Below are 16,029 nucleotides of genomic sequence, written 5' to 3' on the forward strand. Positions count from 1 at the left end.
CGCGAGCAAGCCCGCTCCCACATTTGGATCTCGGAGCATCAGATAGATATGCGCTGGCTGACTGGTCGTCACGGGAGCAAGCTCCCTCGCCACAGGTACAGCGCCGTACCAAAAATGTGTAGATACCTATGCTAATCGTGGGCAAGCTCCCACACACACTTACCCGGCGTACAGACTGAAAACTGTTTAAGGCTGCCATGAAACGCTACGAAAAATTCGCCGATGACATCGCAGAACTGATCCGCTCCGGCGTCCTTGGCCCAGGTCAGCGCGTACCGTCGGTGCGCTATGCCAGCCAGACCTACGGCGTCAGCCCGTCTACCGTGTTCCAAGCGTACTACTTGCTGGAACGCCGTGGCCTGATTCGCGCGCGGCCGCGTTCGGGCTACTTCGTCAACACCCATGCACCGAGCCCGTTTTCCGAGCCAGTGGTGAGCGAGCAGGTGCATGAGTCCACCCATGTGGACGTCAGTGAATTGGTGTTTTCGGTACTCGATTCCATCAAAGACCCTAATACAGTGCCCTTCGGCTCGGCCTTCCCCAGCCCGATGCTGTTCCCGTTGCCGCGCCTGGCCCGCTCCCTGGCCAGCGCCAGCCGCGAAATGGACCCGCGCCTGGTGGTCACCGACATGTCGCCGGGCAACCCGCAACTGCGCCGGCAGATTGCCCTGCGCTACATGGTCGGCGGCCTGATGCTGCCCATGGAGGAGCTGCTGATCACCAACGGTGCCCTGGAAGCGCTGAACCTGTGCCTGCAAGCCGTGACTGAACCGGGCGACCTGGTTGCCATCGAGGCACCGGCGTTCTACGCCTGCCTGCAAGTGCTGGAGCGCCTGAAACTCAAGGCCGTGGAAATCCCGGTGCACCCGCGCGATGGCATTGACCTGAACGCCTTGGCACAAAGTCTTGAGCGCTACCCAATCAAGGCCTGCTGGACCATGACCAGCTTCCAGAACCCCATGGGCGCCACCCTGCCCGAAGCCAAAAAACAGGCGCTGGTAGAGCTGTTGCGCAGCCATCAGGTGCCGTTGATCGAAGATGATGTCTATGCCGAGTTGTACTACGGGCAACACGCGCCAAAACCGGCCAAGGCGTTTGATACCGAAGGGCTGGTGATGCACTGCGGTTCCTTTGCCAAGAGCCTGGCACCGGGCTACCGCGTCGGCTGGGTCGCGGCCGGGCGCTTTGCGCAGAAGGTCGAGCGCCTGAAACTGATGACCTCGCTGTGCCCGTCGATGCCGGCCCAGGCGGCGATCGCCGACTACCTGCAACACGGCGGTTATGACCGGCATCTGCGCAAATTGCGCTATGCCCTGGAAGAACAGCAAAGCGCCATGCTGGCGGCCATCGCCCGCTACTTCCCGGCCCAGACACGGGTCAGCCAGCCGGCGGGCGGTTATTTTCTGTGGTTGGAATTGCCGGAGCAAACCGACTCGCTGAAATTGTTCCAGATGGCCCTGGCCCAGGGCATCAGCATCGCACCGGGGCCGATTTTTTCAGCGACCCAGCGCTTCAGAAACTGCATACGCTTGAACTATGGCAGCCCATGGAACGAGGCCTCGGAAAAAGCCATGGAGACATTGGGACGGATTGTGCGGTCTTTTTAACGACCGCCGCCCAAGTCGAGGAATGTGCCGGTGGCGTATGAAGCCTTGTCCGACAGCAACCAGATTATCGCCTCAGCCACTTCATCCGGACGCCCGCCACGCGCCATGGGGATACCGGACTCCAACTTGCTGACGCGGTCCGGGTCGCCGCTCAGGGCGTGGAAATCGGTAAAGATATAACCGGGGCGTACCGCGTTGACTCGAATGCCTTCACCCGCGACCTCTTTGGACAGACCGAGGGTGAAGGTATCCAGCGCGCCCTTGGACGCTGCGTAGTCCACATACTCACCTGGCGACCCCAGCCGCGCCGCCACCGACGACACGTTGACGATACTGCCACCCTGCCCGCCATGCCGAGGCGACATACGCAGCACCGCGTGCTTGGCGCACAGGATCGGGCCCAGCACGTTGGTCTTCATGATCTTCAGGATACGAAACTCGGACATCTCGTCGACCCGCGACTTTTGCCCCACAGTACCGGCGTTATTGACCAGCGCCGTGACACGCCCCAATTCGGCATCCACGCGATTGAACAGCGCTATCACTTCATCTTCGATGCTGACATCAGCGCGCACCGCAATGGCCTGGGCGCCGAGGCCGCGCACTTGTTCAAGCACAGCCTGGGCAGCCTTCTCGTCCGACTGATAGTTAATGCAGATGCGATAACCTTCGCGAGCGGCCAGCAAGGCCGTCTCGGCGCCAATCCCACGGCTGCCTCCGGTGATGATGACAACTTTGTCCATGGCTACGGTCTCCTGATTCAACCTGATGGTTAGGGTTGGATCCAAGAATACCCGTCACTGATGGCTTTTGTCAGGCGCTGGCGCATCTTCGCCGCTGCGGATATTTGCCATGAAACTGTCAGCCGGCAATGGATGCCCCAACAAATAGCCTTGCAAGGAATCACACCCCAGGCGGGTAAGGAAATTTTGCTGCGCATCGGTTTCCACGCCTTCGGCAACGATCCGCAAGTCCAGGGCCTGGCCGAGGGCGACGATGGCCGAGACGATGGCGGCGTCGTCGCTGTCGTGCTCCAGGTCGCGTACAAAGCCGCGGTCGATCTTCAACTCGTTGGCCGGCAGGCGCTTGAGGTACATCAGGCTGGAGTAACCGGTGCCAAAGTCATCGATGGACAGATCCACGCCCATGTCCGAGAGCTGCTGCAATACCGTCATGCTCGCATCGGCATCGCTCATGGCAGTGGTCTCGGTGATCTCCAGCGTGAGGCTGTTGGCGGGTAATTGGTGGCGCTCCAGAGCAGCCGCAACACTGTTGACCAACCCGGCATGACAGAACTGCAGCGCCGAAAGATTCACGGCGATGCGCCAGCGCTGATAACCCTGTGCGTACCACAGGCTCATCTGGCGGCAGGCTTCGTCGAGTACCCATTCACCGATGGCAATGATCAGCCCGGTTTTCTCCGCCAGCGCGATAAAAGCTGCCGGCAGCAGCAAGCCTTGTTGCGGATGCTCCCAGCGCAACAACGCCTCGGCCCCCACGGCAATACCGCTCACCGCATCGAACTTGGGCTGGTAATACAAGCGAAACTCGCCGTGTTCGAGGGCATTGCGCAGGTCCTGCAACAATTGCAGTTGCTTGCGCGCATTGGTGTTCATTGACGCATCGAAGAAGCTGTAGCCGTTCTTGCCCATGCCCTTGGCGTGATACATCGCCGCGTCGGCGTTCATCAACAGCTCCTGGGGGTTATTACCGTTGCCCGGGAACATGGCGATACCGATACTCGCGGAGATTTTCAGCTCATGCTCGGCCACCGTGAAAGCGCGATTGATCAGACCGACCTGACGCTCGGCCAGGCCCATGGCATCGTCCGGTTGGGTCAATTGCACCAGCAACACGAACTCGTCACCGCCAATACGGGCCAGGGTGTCCTGGCTGCGCAAGTCCTCGCGCAGACGCAGGCCAACCTCGCGCAGCAGTTGATCGCCCATGTGATGACCGAAGGCATCGTTGACCGGCTTGAAGCCGTCCAGGTCGATAAACATCAGCGCAAAGCAACCGCCCTGCTCGTACACCGCCTGAATGCCTTGTTGAATGCGATCCGCCAGCAGTGTGCGATTGGGCAAGCCGGTGAGCATGTCGTGCAGTGCCAGGTGGGTCAGTTCCTGGTTGGCCAGGGTCAAGGAATCGGCGAGTACAGCGGTGCGCGCCTCCAGGCGGGCATCCAGCAATGAGGTCAACAACGCTATGACCAACACCGCCAGGGAGGTCACCAAGACCAGGTTATCCAGGCCCTTGCCGCTCAAGCCCGTTAGCGCGGCACCGCAGAAACTGTCATCGGCAAACTGCGCCGCGGCCATCCCGGTGTAGTGCATGCCGACAATGGCCACGCCCATCACCACCGCCGCCGCACCCCGCGCCAGCCGCACGTAAGGCGTATTGCGACGCAGGTTGAAGGCGATCCACAGTGCGGCGCCGGAGGCCATTACCGCGATCAACAACGAAGCGCCGAACAAGGTCGGGTCGTAGTCGATACCCGGGGTCATGCGCATCGCTGCCATGCCGGTGTAGTGCATGCTGGCGATACCGGCACCCATCACCAGCGCACCGAACGCCAGTTGCCAGGCCGGCAGACGTGGCTGGCTGACCAGCCATAAGGCGAAGCCACTGGATAACACGGCGATCAGCAACGACAACGCGGTGATGCCCAGGTCAAACCCAATGGCAAACGGCAGGCGCAGCGCCAACATGCCGATAAAGTGCATGGACCAGATACCCACCCCCATGGCCGCTGCGCCGCCGGTAATCCATAGATAAACGGCACGCCCCTTCGTCGTAGCGATACGCCCGGCCAGGTCCAACGCGGTGTAGGACGCCAGCATTGCAACGCACAGGGAAATCACGACCAGGGAGGTTGAATAGCTACCGATCAACATGGGGCTTCTCGCAGGCAACAGGGCGTAAAAGCCCATGCCGGGTGGCAAAGCGGGCGATTGTAGCGAGAATGATTCTGGGGCAGGTGATTAATTAAGCAGATAGCCATTAGTCATTTTTTGGCGTCAATCTGCTGGCTTAATGCGGGTATTTTTCAATACCTGTGGGAGGGGGCCTCTCCACTGTAGGAGCGAGCTTGCTTGCGAAGATCGTCAACGATGACGTGCGAAACCGGGGAAACGCGGTGTCGGTGTGTTCTTCGCGAGCAAGCTCGCTCCTACAGGATGCGCAGGTATTCGCTCACTCCTTCTCGGCAAGAGACGTCTGGCCATCCCAGCCACCGCCCAACGCCGCAATCAACTGCACACTCGCCACCAGCCGCGACTGCAACAAGGTCAACACTGTGCGCTCGTTGCTCAGGGCCGTCGCCTGCACAGTCACCACATCCAGGTAAGCGATCAAACCCGCCTTGTACTGGTTCTCGGTCAAGCGCAACGACTCACGCGCCGATTCCAGCGCTTCATTGCTGACCACAGCCTCGTCCGCCAGCACCTTGAGTTGCACCATGTAGTTTTCCACTTCACGGAACCCATCCAGTACGGTCTGGCGGTACTTGGCCACGGTCTCGTCATAGCTGGCCACGGTGCGATCGACTTCCGCCGAGCGCTGGCCGCCATCGAACAGGGTCATGGCCAGTTTCGGCCCCACCGACCAGAAGCGGTTCGGCAGGCTGATCCAGTCCTCATAGGTGCTGCTGGAATAGCCGCCCTGCAAGCTCAGGCTGAGATCCGGGTAATAGGCCGCCTTGGCCACGCCGATGTTGGCGTTGGCGGCGATCACCGAGCGTTCGGCCGAGGCAATATCGGGGCGACGTTCCAGCAACTGGGACGGCAGGCTCACCGGTATTTGCGGCAGCGCTGGAATGTCTTTGCTCACCGCCAGGTTGAAATTGGCCGGGGCTTCGCCAATCAGCACGGCAATGGCGTTTTCCAGTTGGGCGCGCTGCCAGATCAGGTCGATCAGGCTGGCCTGGGTGGTCTTGAGCTGGGTTTGCGCCTGGGCGATGGCATCCTTGCCGGCCACCCCGGCGCGGTATTGGTTTTCGGTCATTTTCAACGAGCGCTGGTAAGTGTCCAGCGTGGCTTGCAGCAGGCGCGTCTGTTCGTCCATGACCCGCAGTTGCAGGTAGCTTTGCACCAGTTCTGACTGTTGGCTCAGGCGCATCGCGGCCAGATCTGCCGAGCTGGCCTCGGCGCTGGCTTCATTGGCCTCTAGTCCACGGCGCAACTTGCCCCAGATATCGGCTTCCCAGCTCACGCCCAACTGCGCATTGAGGGTGTCGCGGATACCACTGCTGGAACTGCTGAGGCTGGCGCTGCTGCTGCCGGTACCCTGGCTGGCGCGGGTTTTACCCACGCTCAGATCGACGCTGGGGTAAAACGCCCCGCGGGAACTGCGCACCAGCGCCTTGGCCTGGCGAAAGCGCGCTTCGGCCTGGGCAACGGTCTGGTTGGACGTGTTGAGGCGCTCTACCAGCTCATTGAGTTGGCGGTCGCCATACAGCTCCCACCAGGCGCCACGGGCCAGGGAATCGCTGGGGTTGGCCTGGCGCCAGCCCTGGGCTTCTTTGAACTGCACCGGTTCGATGACCTCCGGGCGCTTGTAGTCAGGGCCAATGGCGCAGGCGCTGAGCAACACCCCACACATCATCACGGCCAATAACTTCATTGTGTTGTTGTGGCGAGAGAGCTTGCTCCCTCGCCACAATAATTTGGTTGAATCGGTCATAGCGCAGTGTCCAGGGCAGCATCGGTACGCACGCCGCGCCAGGCATTGAAGCGGTGGCGCGCGCGGTCGAGATAGAGGTAGACCACCGGGGTGGTGTAAAGGGTCAGGATCTGGCTGAAGACCAGGCCGCCAATAATGGTCAGGCCCAACGGATGGCGCATTTCCGCGCCATCGCCGGTGCCGAGCAGCAACGGCAAGGCGCCGAGGATGGCGGCCAGGGTGGTCATCAAAATGGGTCGCAGGCGTAGCAGACAGGCGCTGCGGATCGACTCCAGCGGGCTCATGCCGTCGTTGCGCTCCAGTTGCAGCGCCAGGTCGATCATCAGGATCGCGTTTTTCTTCACCACACCGATCAGCAGGAACAAGCCCAGCAACGAAATCAGACTGAACTCGCCGCCCAGCAGGTAGATCGCCAGCAACGCGCCAACACCCGCCGACGGCAGGGTCGACAGAATGGTCAGCGGGTGGATATAGCTTTCATACAGAATGCCCAGCACCAGGTACACCGCCACCAGCGCACCGAGAATCATGAACGGCTGGCCCTTCTGCGTGGCCGCAAAGGCGTCGGCGGTGCCGGCCATCTTGGCGATCACATCTTCAGGCAGGCCGACCTTGGCAATCGCTCGTTCGATGGCCGCGGTGCCCTGCTCTACCGTCACCCCGGGCGCCATATCGAAGGCGATGTTTTCTGAAGCGAACTGGCCTTCATGGCTGACGCGATCGTCGGCCAGGCTGTTCTCGTAATGGGCAATGGTCGACAACGGCACCCGCGCACCATCGGCAGTAATCACCTGCACCTGGTTCAGGGTGATCGGGTCCTGGGCATACTTGGGGTTGACCTCCATCACCACCTGATACTGGTTGAGGCTGTCGTAGATGGTGGAAATCTGCCGCTGGCTGTAGGCGTTGTTGAGTACCGACGTGACCATGTCCATGTCGATGCCCAGACGCTTGGCCTGGTCCCGATCGACGATCAGCGTGACCTGCGCCGCGCCCCGGCCTTCGCGAGCGTCGATGGCAGTCAGCTCGGGCAACTCACGCATCGCCGCGACCACTTTCGGGTACCACAGGCGCAACGCGGCCAGGTCGCCGCTTTGCAGGATGTAGGAATATTGCGCGCTGGTCTGGTCGCGGCTGCCGCCGAACTGCAGGTCCTGGTCGGCCATCAGGAACAGGCGCCCGCCCGGTACCAACGGCACCTCTTTGCGCAGACGCTCGATCACCGCCTGGGCAGAGATCTTGCGTTCACTGATGGGTTTGAGGCGCACCAGCATCACTGCGTTGTTAGTGCCTTGGTTGCCACCGATAAAGCCGGCCACGCTGAGCACCGCCGGGTCCTTGAGCACCGCCTGGCGAAAGACTTCCATCTTCGGCTGCATCACGCTGAACGACAGGCCATCGTCACCGCGCACAAACCCGATCAATTGGCCGGTGTCCTGCTGAGGCATGAAGGTTTTTGGCACCACCACATACAGTGCGATATTCACGCCCACGGTGATCAACAGGCTGAGCAGGGTCAGGCGCCGGTGGCGCAATACCCAGTCCAGGCTGGTGGCGTAGCCGGCGACCATGCGGTCGTTGACCTTCTGGCTCCAGCGCTGCAAACCGGTCTGCCGGGTCTTGTCATGAGGCTTGAGCCAGCGGGCGCAGAGCATCGGCGTCAAGGTCAGCGAGACAATCAGCGAGACGATGATCGCCGCCGACAAGGTGATGGAAAACTCGCGAAACAGGTTGGTGACAATCCCGCCCATGAACAGGATCGACAGGAACACCGCCACCAGCGACACGTTCATCGACAACAAGGTAAAGCCGACTTCTTCGGCACCCAGGTACGCCGCCTTCATCGGCGGCACACCCTCGTCGATGTGCCGGGAAATGTTCTCCAGCACCACGATGGCATCGTCCACCACCAACCCGGTGGCCAAAATCAGCGCCATCAACGAAAAGTTGTTCAGCGAAAACCCGTACAGGTACATCACCGCGAAGGTGCCCACCAGCGACACCGGCACCGCCAGGGTCGGGATCAGCGAAGCACGGAAGTTACCCAGGAACAGGTACACCACCAGAATCACCAGGCCCACGGCAATCAGCAGGGTCATTTCCGCTTCATGCAGGGTGGCAGTGATCACTGGCGAGCGGTCCATGGCCAGGCTGAGCTTGACGCTGGACGGCAGCACCGCCTGCAATGCCGGCAACTGGGCCTTGATCTGCCTGACCGTTTCAATGATGTTGGCGCCGGACTGACGGTTGATCACCAGCAGCACTGCCGAATCATTATTGAAGAAGCCACTGTTGTAGCGGTCTTCCACACCATCGGTGATCTTCGCCACATCGCCCAGGCGCAGGGCCGCACCGTCCTGGTAGCGGATCAATAGCGGCGCGTAGTCCTTGGCTTTTTCCAGCTGGTCGTTGGCCTGGATCTGCCAATTGCGCTCAGCGTCTTCCAGGGAGCCCTTGGGCCGGCGCTGGTTGGCATTGGCGATAGTATTGCGCACATCGTCCAGGGCCACGCCGTATTGGTCGAGGGCCTTGGGCTCCAGCTCGATGCGCACCGCCGGCAGGGAACTGCCGCCGATCTGCACTTCGCCCACGCCTGGCACCTGGGACAGGCTCTGGGACAAGATGGTCGACGCCAGGTCATACAGCTGGCCCTTCTGCAGCACGTCGGAGGTCAGCGACAACACCATGATCGGCGCCTGGGACGGGTTGATCTTCTTGTAGGTGGGCATGCTGCGCATACCGCTGGGCAACAGGTTGCGCGAAGCGTTGATGGCCGCCTGCACTTCCCGCGCCGCACCGTTGATATCGCGGTCGGAATCAAAGGCCAGGATCACCCGAGTCGAGCCCTGGCTCGAAAAACTGCTCATGGTGGTGATGCCGGCAATCGAACCGAATGAACGCTCCAGTGGCGTCGCCACGCTGGACGCCATCACCTCGGGGCTGGCGCCGGGCAAGCTGGCCGACACCACGATCACCGGAAAGTCGATCTGCGGCAGCGGCGACACCGGCAACAGGTTGAAGCTGACGCCACCGAGCAGCATGATCGCCAGGCTCAGCAGCATGGTCGCTACCGGCCGGCGAATGAAAGGTCCGGACAAGTTCATGGCTCAACCGGCTCCAGGCGTTGCGGCTCTTTGCGCCAGCGCCTGCCAAGGCGATCGAAGTACAGGTAGATCACCGGCGTGGTGAACAGCGTCAACACCTGGCTCACCAGCAAGCCACCGACCATCACCAAACCCAGCGGTTGGCGCAACTCCGCGCCGGAACCGCTGGCAAGCATCAGCGGTACCGCACCGAACAACGCGGCCAGGGTAGTCATCAGGATCGGCCGGAAGCGCAACAGCGCCGCCTGGTAAATCGCCGTCTGTGGGTCCAGGCCCTGATTACGCTCGGCGTCGAGGGCGAAGTCGATCATCATGATCGCGTTCTTTTTCACGATACCGATCAGCAGGATGATGCCGATGATCGCGATCATGCCCAGGTCATTGCCACTGAGCAGCAGGGCCAGCAAGGCCCCCACCGCCGCCGACGGCAGGGTCGAAAGGATGGTGATCGGGTGGATATAGCTCTCGTAGAGCACGCCGAGCACGATGTACATGGTAACCACCGCCGCCAGGATCAGCAGCAAGGTGCTCGACAGCGACGCCTCGAACGCCTGGGCGGCACCCTGGAACTGGGTTTGCACGCCCACCGGCATGCCAATGTCCTTCTGGGTCTGGTTGATCAGCTCCACACCCTTGCCCAGGGCGACGCCGGGGGCCAGGTTGAACGACATCATCACCGCCGGGAACTGGCCGATATGGGCAATTGCCAACTGCGCCTGGCGCTGCTCGACATGGGCCAGGCTCGACAGCCGCACCTGGCCGCCGTCGGTGGTCTTCACATGGATCTGGTTGAGCGCGGCCGGGCCGAGGGTTTCGCCGGACTGGGCCTGCAGCACCACGCGATATTGGCTGGCCTGGGTATAGATGGTAGAGATCTGCCGTTGGCCAAAGGCGTCATACAACGCGTCGGTAATGGTCGAGACACTCACACCCAGGCGCGAGGCCGCGTCGCGGTCGATCACCAGGTACACCTGCAAGCCTTTGTCCTGCAAGTCGCTGGCAACGTCGGTGAGTTCCGGCTGTTGACTGAGGGCGTGCACCAGCTTGCCACTCCACAGTGCCAGCAACTCGGCGTCCGGCGACGACATGCTGAACTGGTACTGGGTACGGCTGACGCGGTCCTCGATGGTGAGGTCCTGCACCGGCTGCATGAACAGGCGGATGCCCACCAGCTTGTCGATTTGCGGTTGCAAGCGGGTGATCACCTCGGCTGCGCTCAAGTCGCGCTGGCCGTGGGCCTTGAGGTTGATCAGCAAGCGGCCACTATTGAGGGTGGCGTTATCGCCGTCCACACCGATGTAGGACGACAGGCTCTGGACCGCGGGATCAGCAAGGATGATCTTCGCCAGCTCCTGCTGACGCTGGCTCATCGCCGCAAAGGAAATCGACTGCGGCGCTTCGGAAATGCCCTGGATCACCCCGGTGTCCTGCACCGGAAAAAAGCCCTTGGGCACCACCAGGTACAGCACCACCGTAAGCCCCAGGGTAGCGATGGCCACCAGCAGGGTCAGCGGCTGGTGCTTGAGCACCCACTGCAACTTGCGGCCATAGGCCTGGATCAGCCAATCGATCCAGGCGCCGCTGGCCTTGTAGAAACGTCCCTGCTCTTCTTCCTTCGGTTCGCGCTTGAGCAAGCGCGCGCACATCATCGGCGTCAGGGTCAGGGACACAACCAGCGAAATCAGGATCGCCACCGCCAGGGTGATGGCGAACTCGCGGAACAGCCGCCCGACCACGTCAGCCATGAACAGCAGCGGGATCAGTACCGCAATCAGCGACAAGGTCAGGGATATCAGGGTGAAACCGATCTGCTTGGCGCCCTTGAGCGCGGCGGCCATCGGCGTCTCGCCTTCCTCGATATAGCGCGAGATGTTCTCCAGCATCACGATGGCGTCGTCCACCACAAACCCCGTGGCGATGGTCAGGGCCATCAGCGTCAGGTTATTGATGGAGAAACCCGCCAGGTACATCACGCCAAAGGTACCCACCAGAGACAGCGGCACGGCAATGGACGGAATGATCGTGGCGCTGACCCGACGCAGGAACAGGAACGTCACCATCACCACCAGGGCGATGGCAATCAGAAGCTCGTGTTGTACGTCTTTCACCGAGGCGCGGATGGTCTGGGTACGGTCGGTAAGCACCGTCACGTCCAGGCCGGCCGGCAGGTTGTCGGTGATGCTCGGCAGCAGCGCCTTGATACGGTCGACTACCTCGATCACGTTGGCGCCCGGCTGGCGCTGGATGTTGAGCAGTACCGCCTGGTTTTCGTTGGCCCAGGCCGCGAGGCGTTCGTTTTCGGCGCCGTCGACGATCTGCGCCACATCCTTGAGGCGCAACGGTGCGCCATTGTTGTAGGCCAGGATCAGCTCGGCATATTGCTGGGGTGAGACCAACTGGTCGTTGGCATCGAGCATCGACACGCGGGTGGGGCCGTCGAAGTTGCCCTTGGGCTGGTTGACGTTGGAGGCGGCGATCAGCGCACGCACGTCCGACAGGTTCAAACCATTGGCCGCCAGGGCTTGCGGGTTGACCTTGATGCGCACGGCCTGGCGCTGGCCACCGGCGATGCTGACCATGCCGACGCCGCTGATCTGGGCGATTTTCTGCGCCATGCGCGTATCGACCAGGTCATTGAGCTTGGGCAGCAGCATGGTCTTGGAAGTAATCGCCAGGGTCAGCACGGGGGTGTCGGCCGGGTTGACCTTGTTGTACACCGGCGGCGCCGGCAAATCCTTGGGCAACAGGTTGGTGGCGGCGTTGATTGCGGCCTGCACCTGTTGCTCGGCGACATCCATATTGACGTCGAGGTTGAAACGCAGGGTCAGCACCGACGCACCGCCCGAACTGGTGGACGCCATCTGGGTCAGCCCGGGCATCTGCCCGAACTGACGCTCCAGCGGCGCAGTGACCGCACTGGTCATCACGTCTGGGCTGGCGCCGGGGTACAGGGTCATCACCCGGATCGTCGGGTAGTCCACCTGGGGCAAGGCCGATACCGGCAACAAGCGGTACGAAATGATCCCGGCCAATACAATCGCCAGCATACTCAGCGTGGTGGCGACCGGGCGCAGGATAAACAGGCGTGACAGGTTCATGAACCGACCTTTTGCGCCTTGCCGGCGTCAGCGCCGGTCTCCCCTTTTGCCGCGGGCTTGCCTTGCAGGTGTTCGGTCGGCGTGGTCGGCACTTCCTTGCTTTCGTTGACCACTTCGATTTCGCTGCCGTCCTTGAGACGGTCCGTGCCTTCCAGCACCACGCGATCGCCTGCGACCAGGCCCTCCTTGACCACGGTGTTCTCACCGTCGGTGTCACCCAGCACCAGGGGCTGGACCTTGACCTTGTTGTCACCGTCAAGCTTGTAGACAAAGGTGCCGGCGTTGCCGAACTGGATCGCCGCCGACGGCGCCAACACCACGTTATGCAAGGTGTCGGCAAGCAAGTGCACATTGACGAACTGGTTGGGGAACAGCGCCTGGTCCTTGTTATCGAAGCGCGCCTTGAACTTCAAAGTGCCAGTGGTGACGTCGATCTGGTTGTCCAGGCTCTGCAGCACGCCGACCGCCTGTTTTTTCACGTCGCTGCGGTCCCAGGCTTCCACGGGCAGTTTGTTGCCGGCGTGGTAACGGGCAAGTACGGTTTCCAGGGTGTTTTCCGGCAGGGTGAACGCCACGCTGATCGGCTGCGTCTGGGTGATGACCGCCAGGGCGGTGGTGTCATTGGCTGCGACCAGGTTGCCGACATCAAGCTGGCGCAGGCCAACGCGGCCGCTGATCGGCGCACGGATCCTGGTGAATTCAAGGTTGAGCTTGGCATCGTCGACCGCGCCCTGGTTGGTCTTGACCGTGCCCTGGTATTGCAGGACCAGCGCTTCGGCGGTGTCCAGGGTCTGCTTGGCGATACTGTCCTGGGCGTACAGGCCGCGATAACGCTCCACATCGACCTGGGCGTTTTTCAACTGCGCCTGGTTCTGCAGCAATGTGCCCTGGGCCTGGAGCAAGGCGTTCTGGTAGCTGCGCGGGTCGATTTCTGCCAGCAGGTCGCCGGCCTTGACCATCTGGCCTTCTTCAAAGGCGATCTTCACCAGCTCACCGCCCACCCGGCTGCGCACATTAATGGTATTGAGCGCGGTGACCGTGCCCAGCGCCTTGTAGTACACCGCAAACTCCCCCTGCACCACCGGCGCCACGCGCACCGGCACCGGGCCGGTGGAACCGCCGAAGCCCGGGCGCGCCATGCCGGTCTTGCCGGTATGCCCCGCAGGAGCGTCCTTGTGAGCCGCGCCGCCGGGCCAGAATTTCCAGCACAGGCCGGCGATAACCAGCAGCACAAGCAGGCCAAACAGCCAGCGGCGGGAGTTGCGGGAGGAGGATTGCATGGAGTGATCAACCATTGGGGATGAGAGCTTCTTCTTCGGGAGGCTGAAAGATAAGCACTGGGGGGCGTTTAGAAAAGCACCTTTACCGGCTATTTACCTTGGGCTTACAACTTTTAACGTCTGATCTTAGTCCGCCAGCTATTTGGCTAAACCGCTGACACTCAAATAAAAACGGCCTGGACTAGGCCAGGCCGCAATCATGCATCATACGTGTTACTGCCAAACGACAGTTACGCGCAGAAACAGTTACTTCAATACAGCCAGGGCCGCATCGTAGTTTGGCTCTTCAGCGATTTCCTTGACCAACTCGCTGTGCAGCACGTTGTCGTTTTCGTCCAGTACCACGACGGCGCGAGCGGTCAGGCCTTTGAGCGGGCCGTCGGCAATCGCCACACCGTAATCAACGGCGAAATCCGAATCACGGAAGTCCGAGAGGTTCTTCACGTTTTCCAGGCCTTCGGAGCCGCAGAAACGCGCCTGGGCGAATGGCAGGTCGGTGGAGATGCACAGCACCACGGTGTTGGCCACATCGTTGGCCTGGGCATTGAACTTGCGCACGGAAGTGGCGCAGGTCGGGGTATCAACGCTTGGGAAGATGTTCAGCACTTTGCGCTTGCCGGCAAAGGTGGCCAGGGTGGCGTTGGACAGGTCGCCGGCGGTCAGGGTGAAGTCTGCGGCTTTGGCGCCGACTTTCGGCAGTTCGCCTTCAACCTTGACCGGGTTGCCTTTAAGGGTGACTTGAGCCATGAACGGAATCCTTATGCTGGTTTTTGGTTAAACGAATTCGAGAGGCCGAAGTTAACCACAAAGTGCCGATGCTACCTACCGCCAGACACAAATTGTCATGTCGCCAGGTTGTGGTTTAATTGCGCGCTTTTCGCCTGCCCTTCAAGGAAACCGTCGTCGATGAATCAGCCTGCCACCAAAGTCCTGGTCATTGGTTACGTCTGGCCGGAGCCCCGCTCCTCGGCCGCAGGCGGGCATATGATGCAAATCCTTGAGAGTTTTCTTACGCAAGGTTGGGACATTACCTTCAGCAGCCCGGCGACCATCGGCGAACACAAGTCCGACTTGCCGGCACTTGGCATCGCCGAATGTGCCATTGAACTGAATAACAGCAGTTTCGATGACTTTATCCGCGAACTGGCCCCGGATATCGTACTGTTCGACCGCTTCATGATGGAGGAGCAATTCGGCTGGCGCGTGGAGCAATGCTGCCCCGACGCCCTGCGCGTGCTGGAAACCTCCGACCTGCAAAGCCTGCGCGACGCCCGCCACCAGCGTTTCAAGGAGCAGGTGAAAGCCAACCCCGACAGCGACGACTTCAGCGCCCTGTTCGCGCCGGCGCTTCAGGACGAGTTCCAGCGCATGGCCGATACCGACCTGGCCAAGCGCGAAATCGCCGCGATTTACCGCTGTGACATCAGCCTGATGATCTCCGACGTGGAAATTCGCCTGCTCACCGAGCAGTTCAAGGTGCCCGCCGCCCTGCTCCACTGGTGCCCGCTGATGTTGCAACCGCCCACCGCCGCGTTTGCGCCGTTTGAAGACCGGGCGCACTTTCTCAGCATCGGCAACTTCCGCCACGCGCCCAACTGGGATGCGGTGCTGTGGATGAAGCAAAGCCTGTGGCCGCTGATTCGCCAACAGTTGCCGGGCGCGCAGCTGCATATCTATGGCGCCTACACCCCACCCAAGGCCACCGCCCTGCACAACCCGGCACAGGGTTTTCATGTGATGAACTGGGCCGAAGACGCGCTGCAAGTCATGACCGCCGCACGCATCTGCCTGGCACCGTTGCGCTTTGGTGCGGGCATCAAGGGCAAGTTGATCGACGCCATGCTCTGCGGCACCCCCAATGTCACCACCCCGATCGGCGCCGAGGCCATGGGCGATGATCAACCCTGGCCCGGCGTGATCGAACACGACGCCCCGGCCCTGGCCGCCGCTGCCGTGGCCCTCTACCAGGACCACGAGCGCTGGACCCAGGCCCAGGAACACGGGCGCCAACTGCTGGCTCGGCGCTATGACCAGGCTCTGCATGGGCCGGCCCTGGTGGCGTGCCTGGAGCAATGCCGCCGCAACCTTGCCGCCCATCGCCGGGACAACTTCACCGGCAGCATGCTGCGCCATCACGCGCACAAGAGTACCCAGTACATGTCCCAGTGGATCGAGGCGAAAAACCGCAACCTGTAAACACTGCTGCTGGCGAGGTCGTGCGCGACGGGGCATTATCCTACGCAGCGACCACAATAAAGCG

The 16,029-nt window shown here is 61.6% G+C and carries 9 protein-coding genes; 2 read left to right on the plus strand and 7 right to left on the minus strand.

Annotation, left to right across the window (positions count from 1 at the left end; genetic code table 11):
• Nucleotides 1-197 precede the first annotated feature (197 nt).
• Nucleotides 198-1,607, plus strand: coding sequence for a GntR family transcriptional regulator MpaR (gene mapR / locus IH404_RS15840; protein ID WP_005788562.1), 1,410 nt, complete (start codon nucleotides 198-200; stop codon nucleotides 1,605-1,607).
• Here the strand turns inward: mapR and IH404_RS15845 are convergent.
• From IH404_RS15845 to tpx, 7 genes are all read right to left on the minus strand, one after another.
• A complete protein-coding gene (locus tag IH404_RS15845; RefSeq protein WP_005788564.1) occupies nucleotides 1,604-2,350 on the minus strand; it encodes an SDR family oxidoreductase in 747 nt (248 codons plus the stop codon). The two genes, mapR and IH404_RS15845, sit on opposite strands and share 4 nt — an antisense overlap.
• A gap of 54 nt (nucleotides 2,351-2,404) precedes the next feature.
• Nucleotides 2,405-4,501, minus strand: coding sequence for an EAL domain-containing protein (locus tag IH404_RS15850; protein WP_194438383.1), 2,097 nt, complete (start codon nucleotides 4,499-4,501; stop codon nucleotides 2,405-2,407).
• A 298-nt stretch (nucleotides 4,502-4,799) separates the two neighbouring features.
• Nucleotides 4,800-6,287, minus strand: a complete 1,488-nt coding sequence (locus IH404_RS15855; RefSeq protein WP_005788567.1) for an efflux transporter outer membrane subunit — start codon at nucleotides 6,285-6,287, stop codon at nucleotides 4,800-4,802.
• Entirely contained in the window at nucleotides 6,284-9,391 is a 3,108-nt protein-coding gene (locus tag IH404_RS15860; RefSeq protein ID WP_194438385.1) for an efflux RND transporter permease subunit, read from the minus strand. The genes IH404_RS15855 and IH404_RS15860 overlap by 4 nt, the downstream gene beginning before the upstream one ends.
• Entirely contained in the window at nucleotides 9,388-12,489 is a 3,102-nt protein-coding gene (locus IH404_RS15865) for an MdtB/MuxB family multidrug efflux RND transporter permease subunit (protein ID WP_194438387.1), read from the minus strand. Before IH404_RS15865 ends, IH404_RS15860 begins: the two co-directional genes overlap by 4 nt.
• Entirely contained in the window at nucleotides 12,486-13,784 is a 1,299-nt protein-coding gene (locus tag IH404_RS15870) for an MdtA/MuxA family multidrug efflux RND transporter periplasmic adaptor subunit (RefSeq protein WP_194438389.1), read from the minus strand. The genes IH404_RS15865 and IH404_RS15870 overlap by 4 nt, the downstream gene beginning before the upstream one ends.
• Before the next feature lie 231 nt (nucleotides 13,785-14,015).
• Entirely contained in the window at nucleotides 14,016-14,516 is a 501-nt protein-coding gene (tpx, locus tag IH404_RS15875; protein ID WP_005788574.1) for a thiol peroxidase, read from the minus strand.
• Nucleotides 14,517-14,675: 159 nt separating this feature from the next.
• On the opposite strand from tpx, the gene IH404_RS15880 reads away from it, so the two are divergent.
• Nucleotides 14,676-15,965 (plus strand): glycosyltransferase, encoded by a 1,290-nt coding sequence (locus IH404_RS15880; protein WP_194438393.1) that lies wholly within the window; start codon nucleotides 14,676-14,678, stop codon nucleotides 15,963-15,965.
• Nucleotides 15,966-16,029 lie beyond the last annotated feature (64 nt).

It is taken from the genome of Pseudomonas sp. OST1909 (genome assembly GCF_015277575.1).
GTDB classification, from domain to species: Bacteria; Pseudomonadota; Gammaproteobacteria; order Pseudomonadales; family Pseudomonadaceae; genus Aquipseudomonas; species Aquipseudomonas synxantha_A.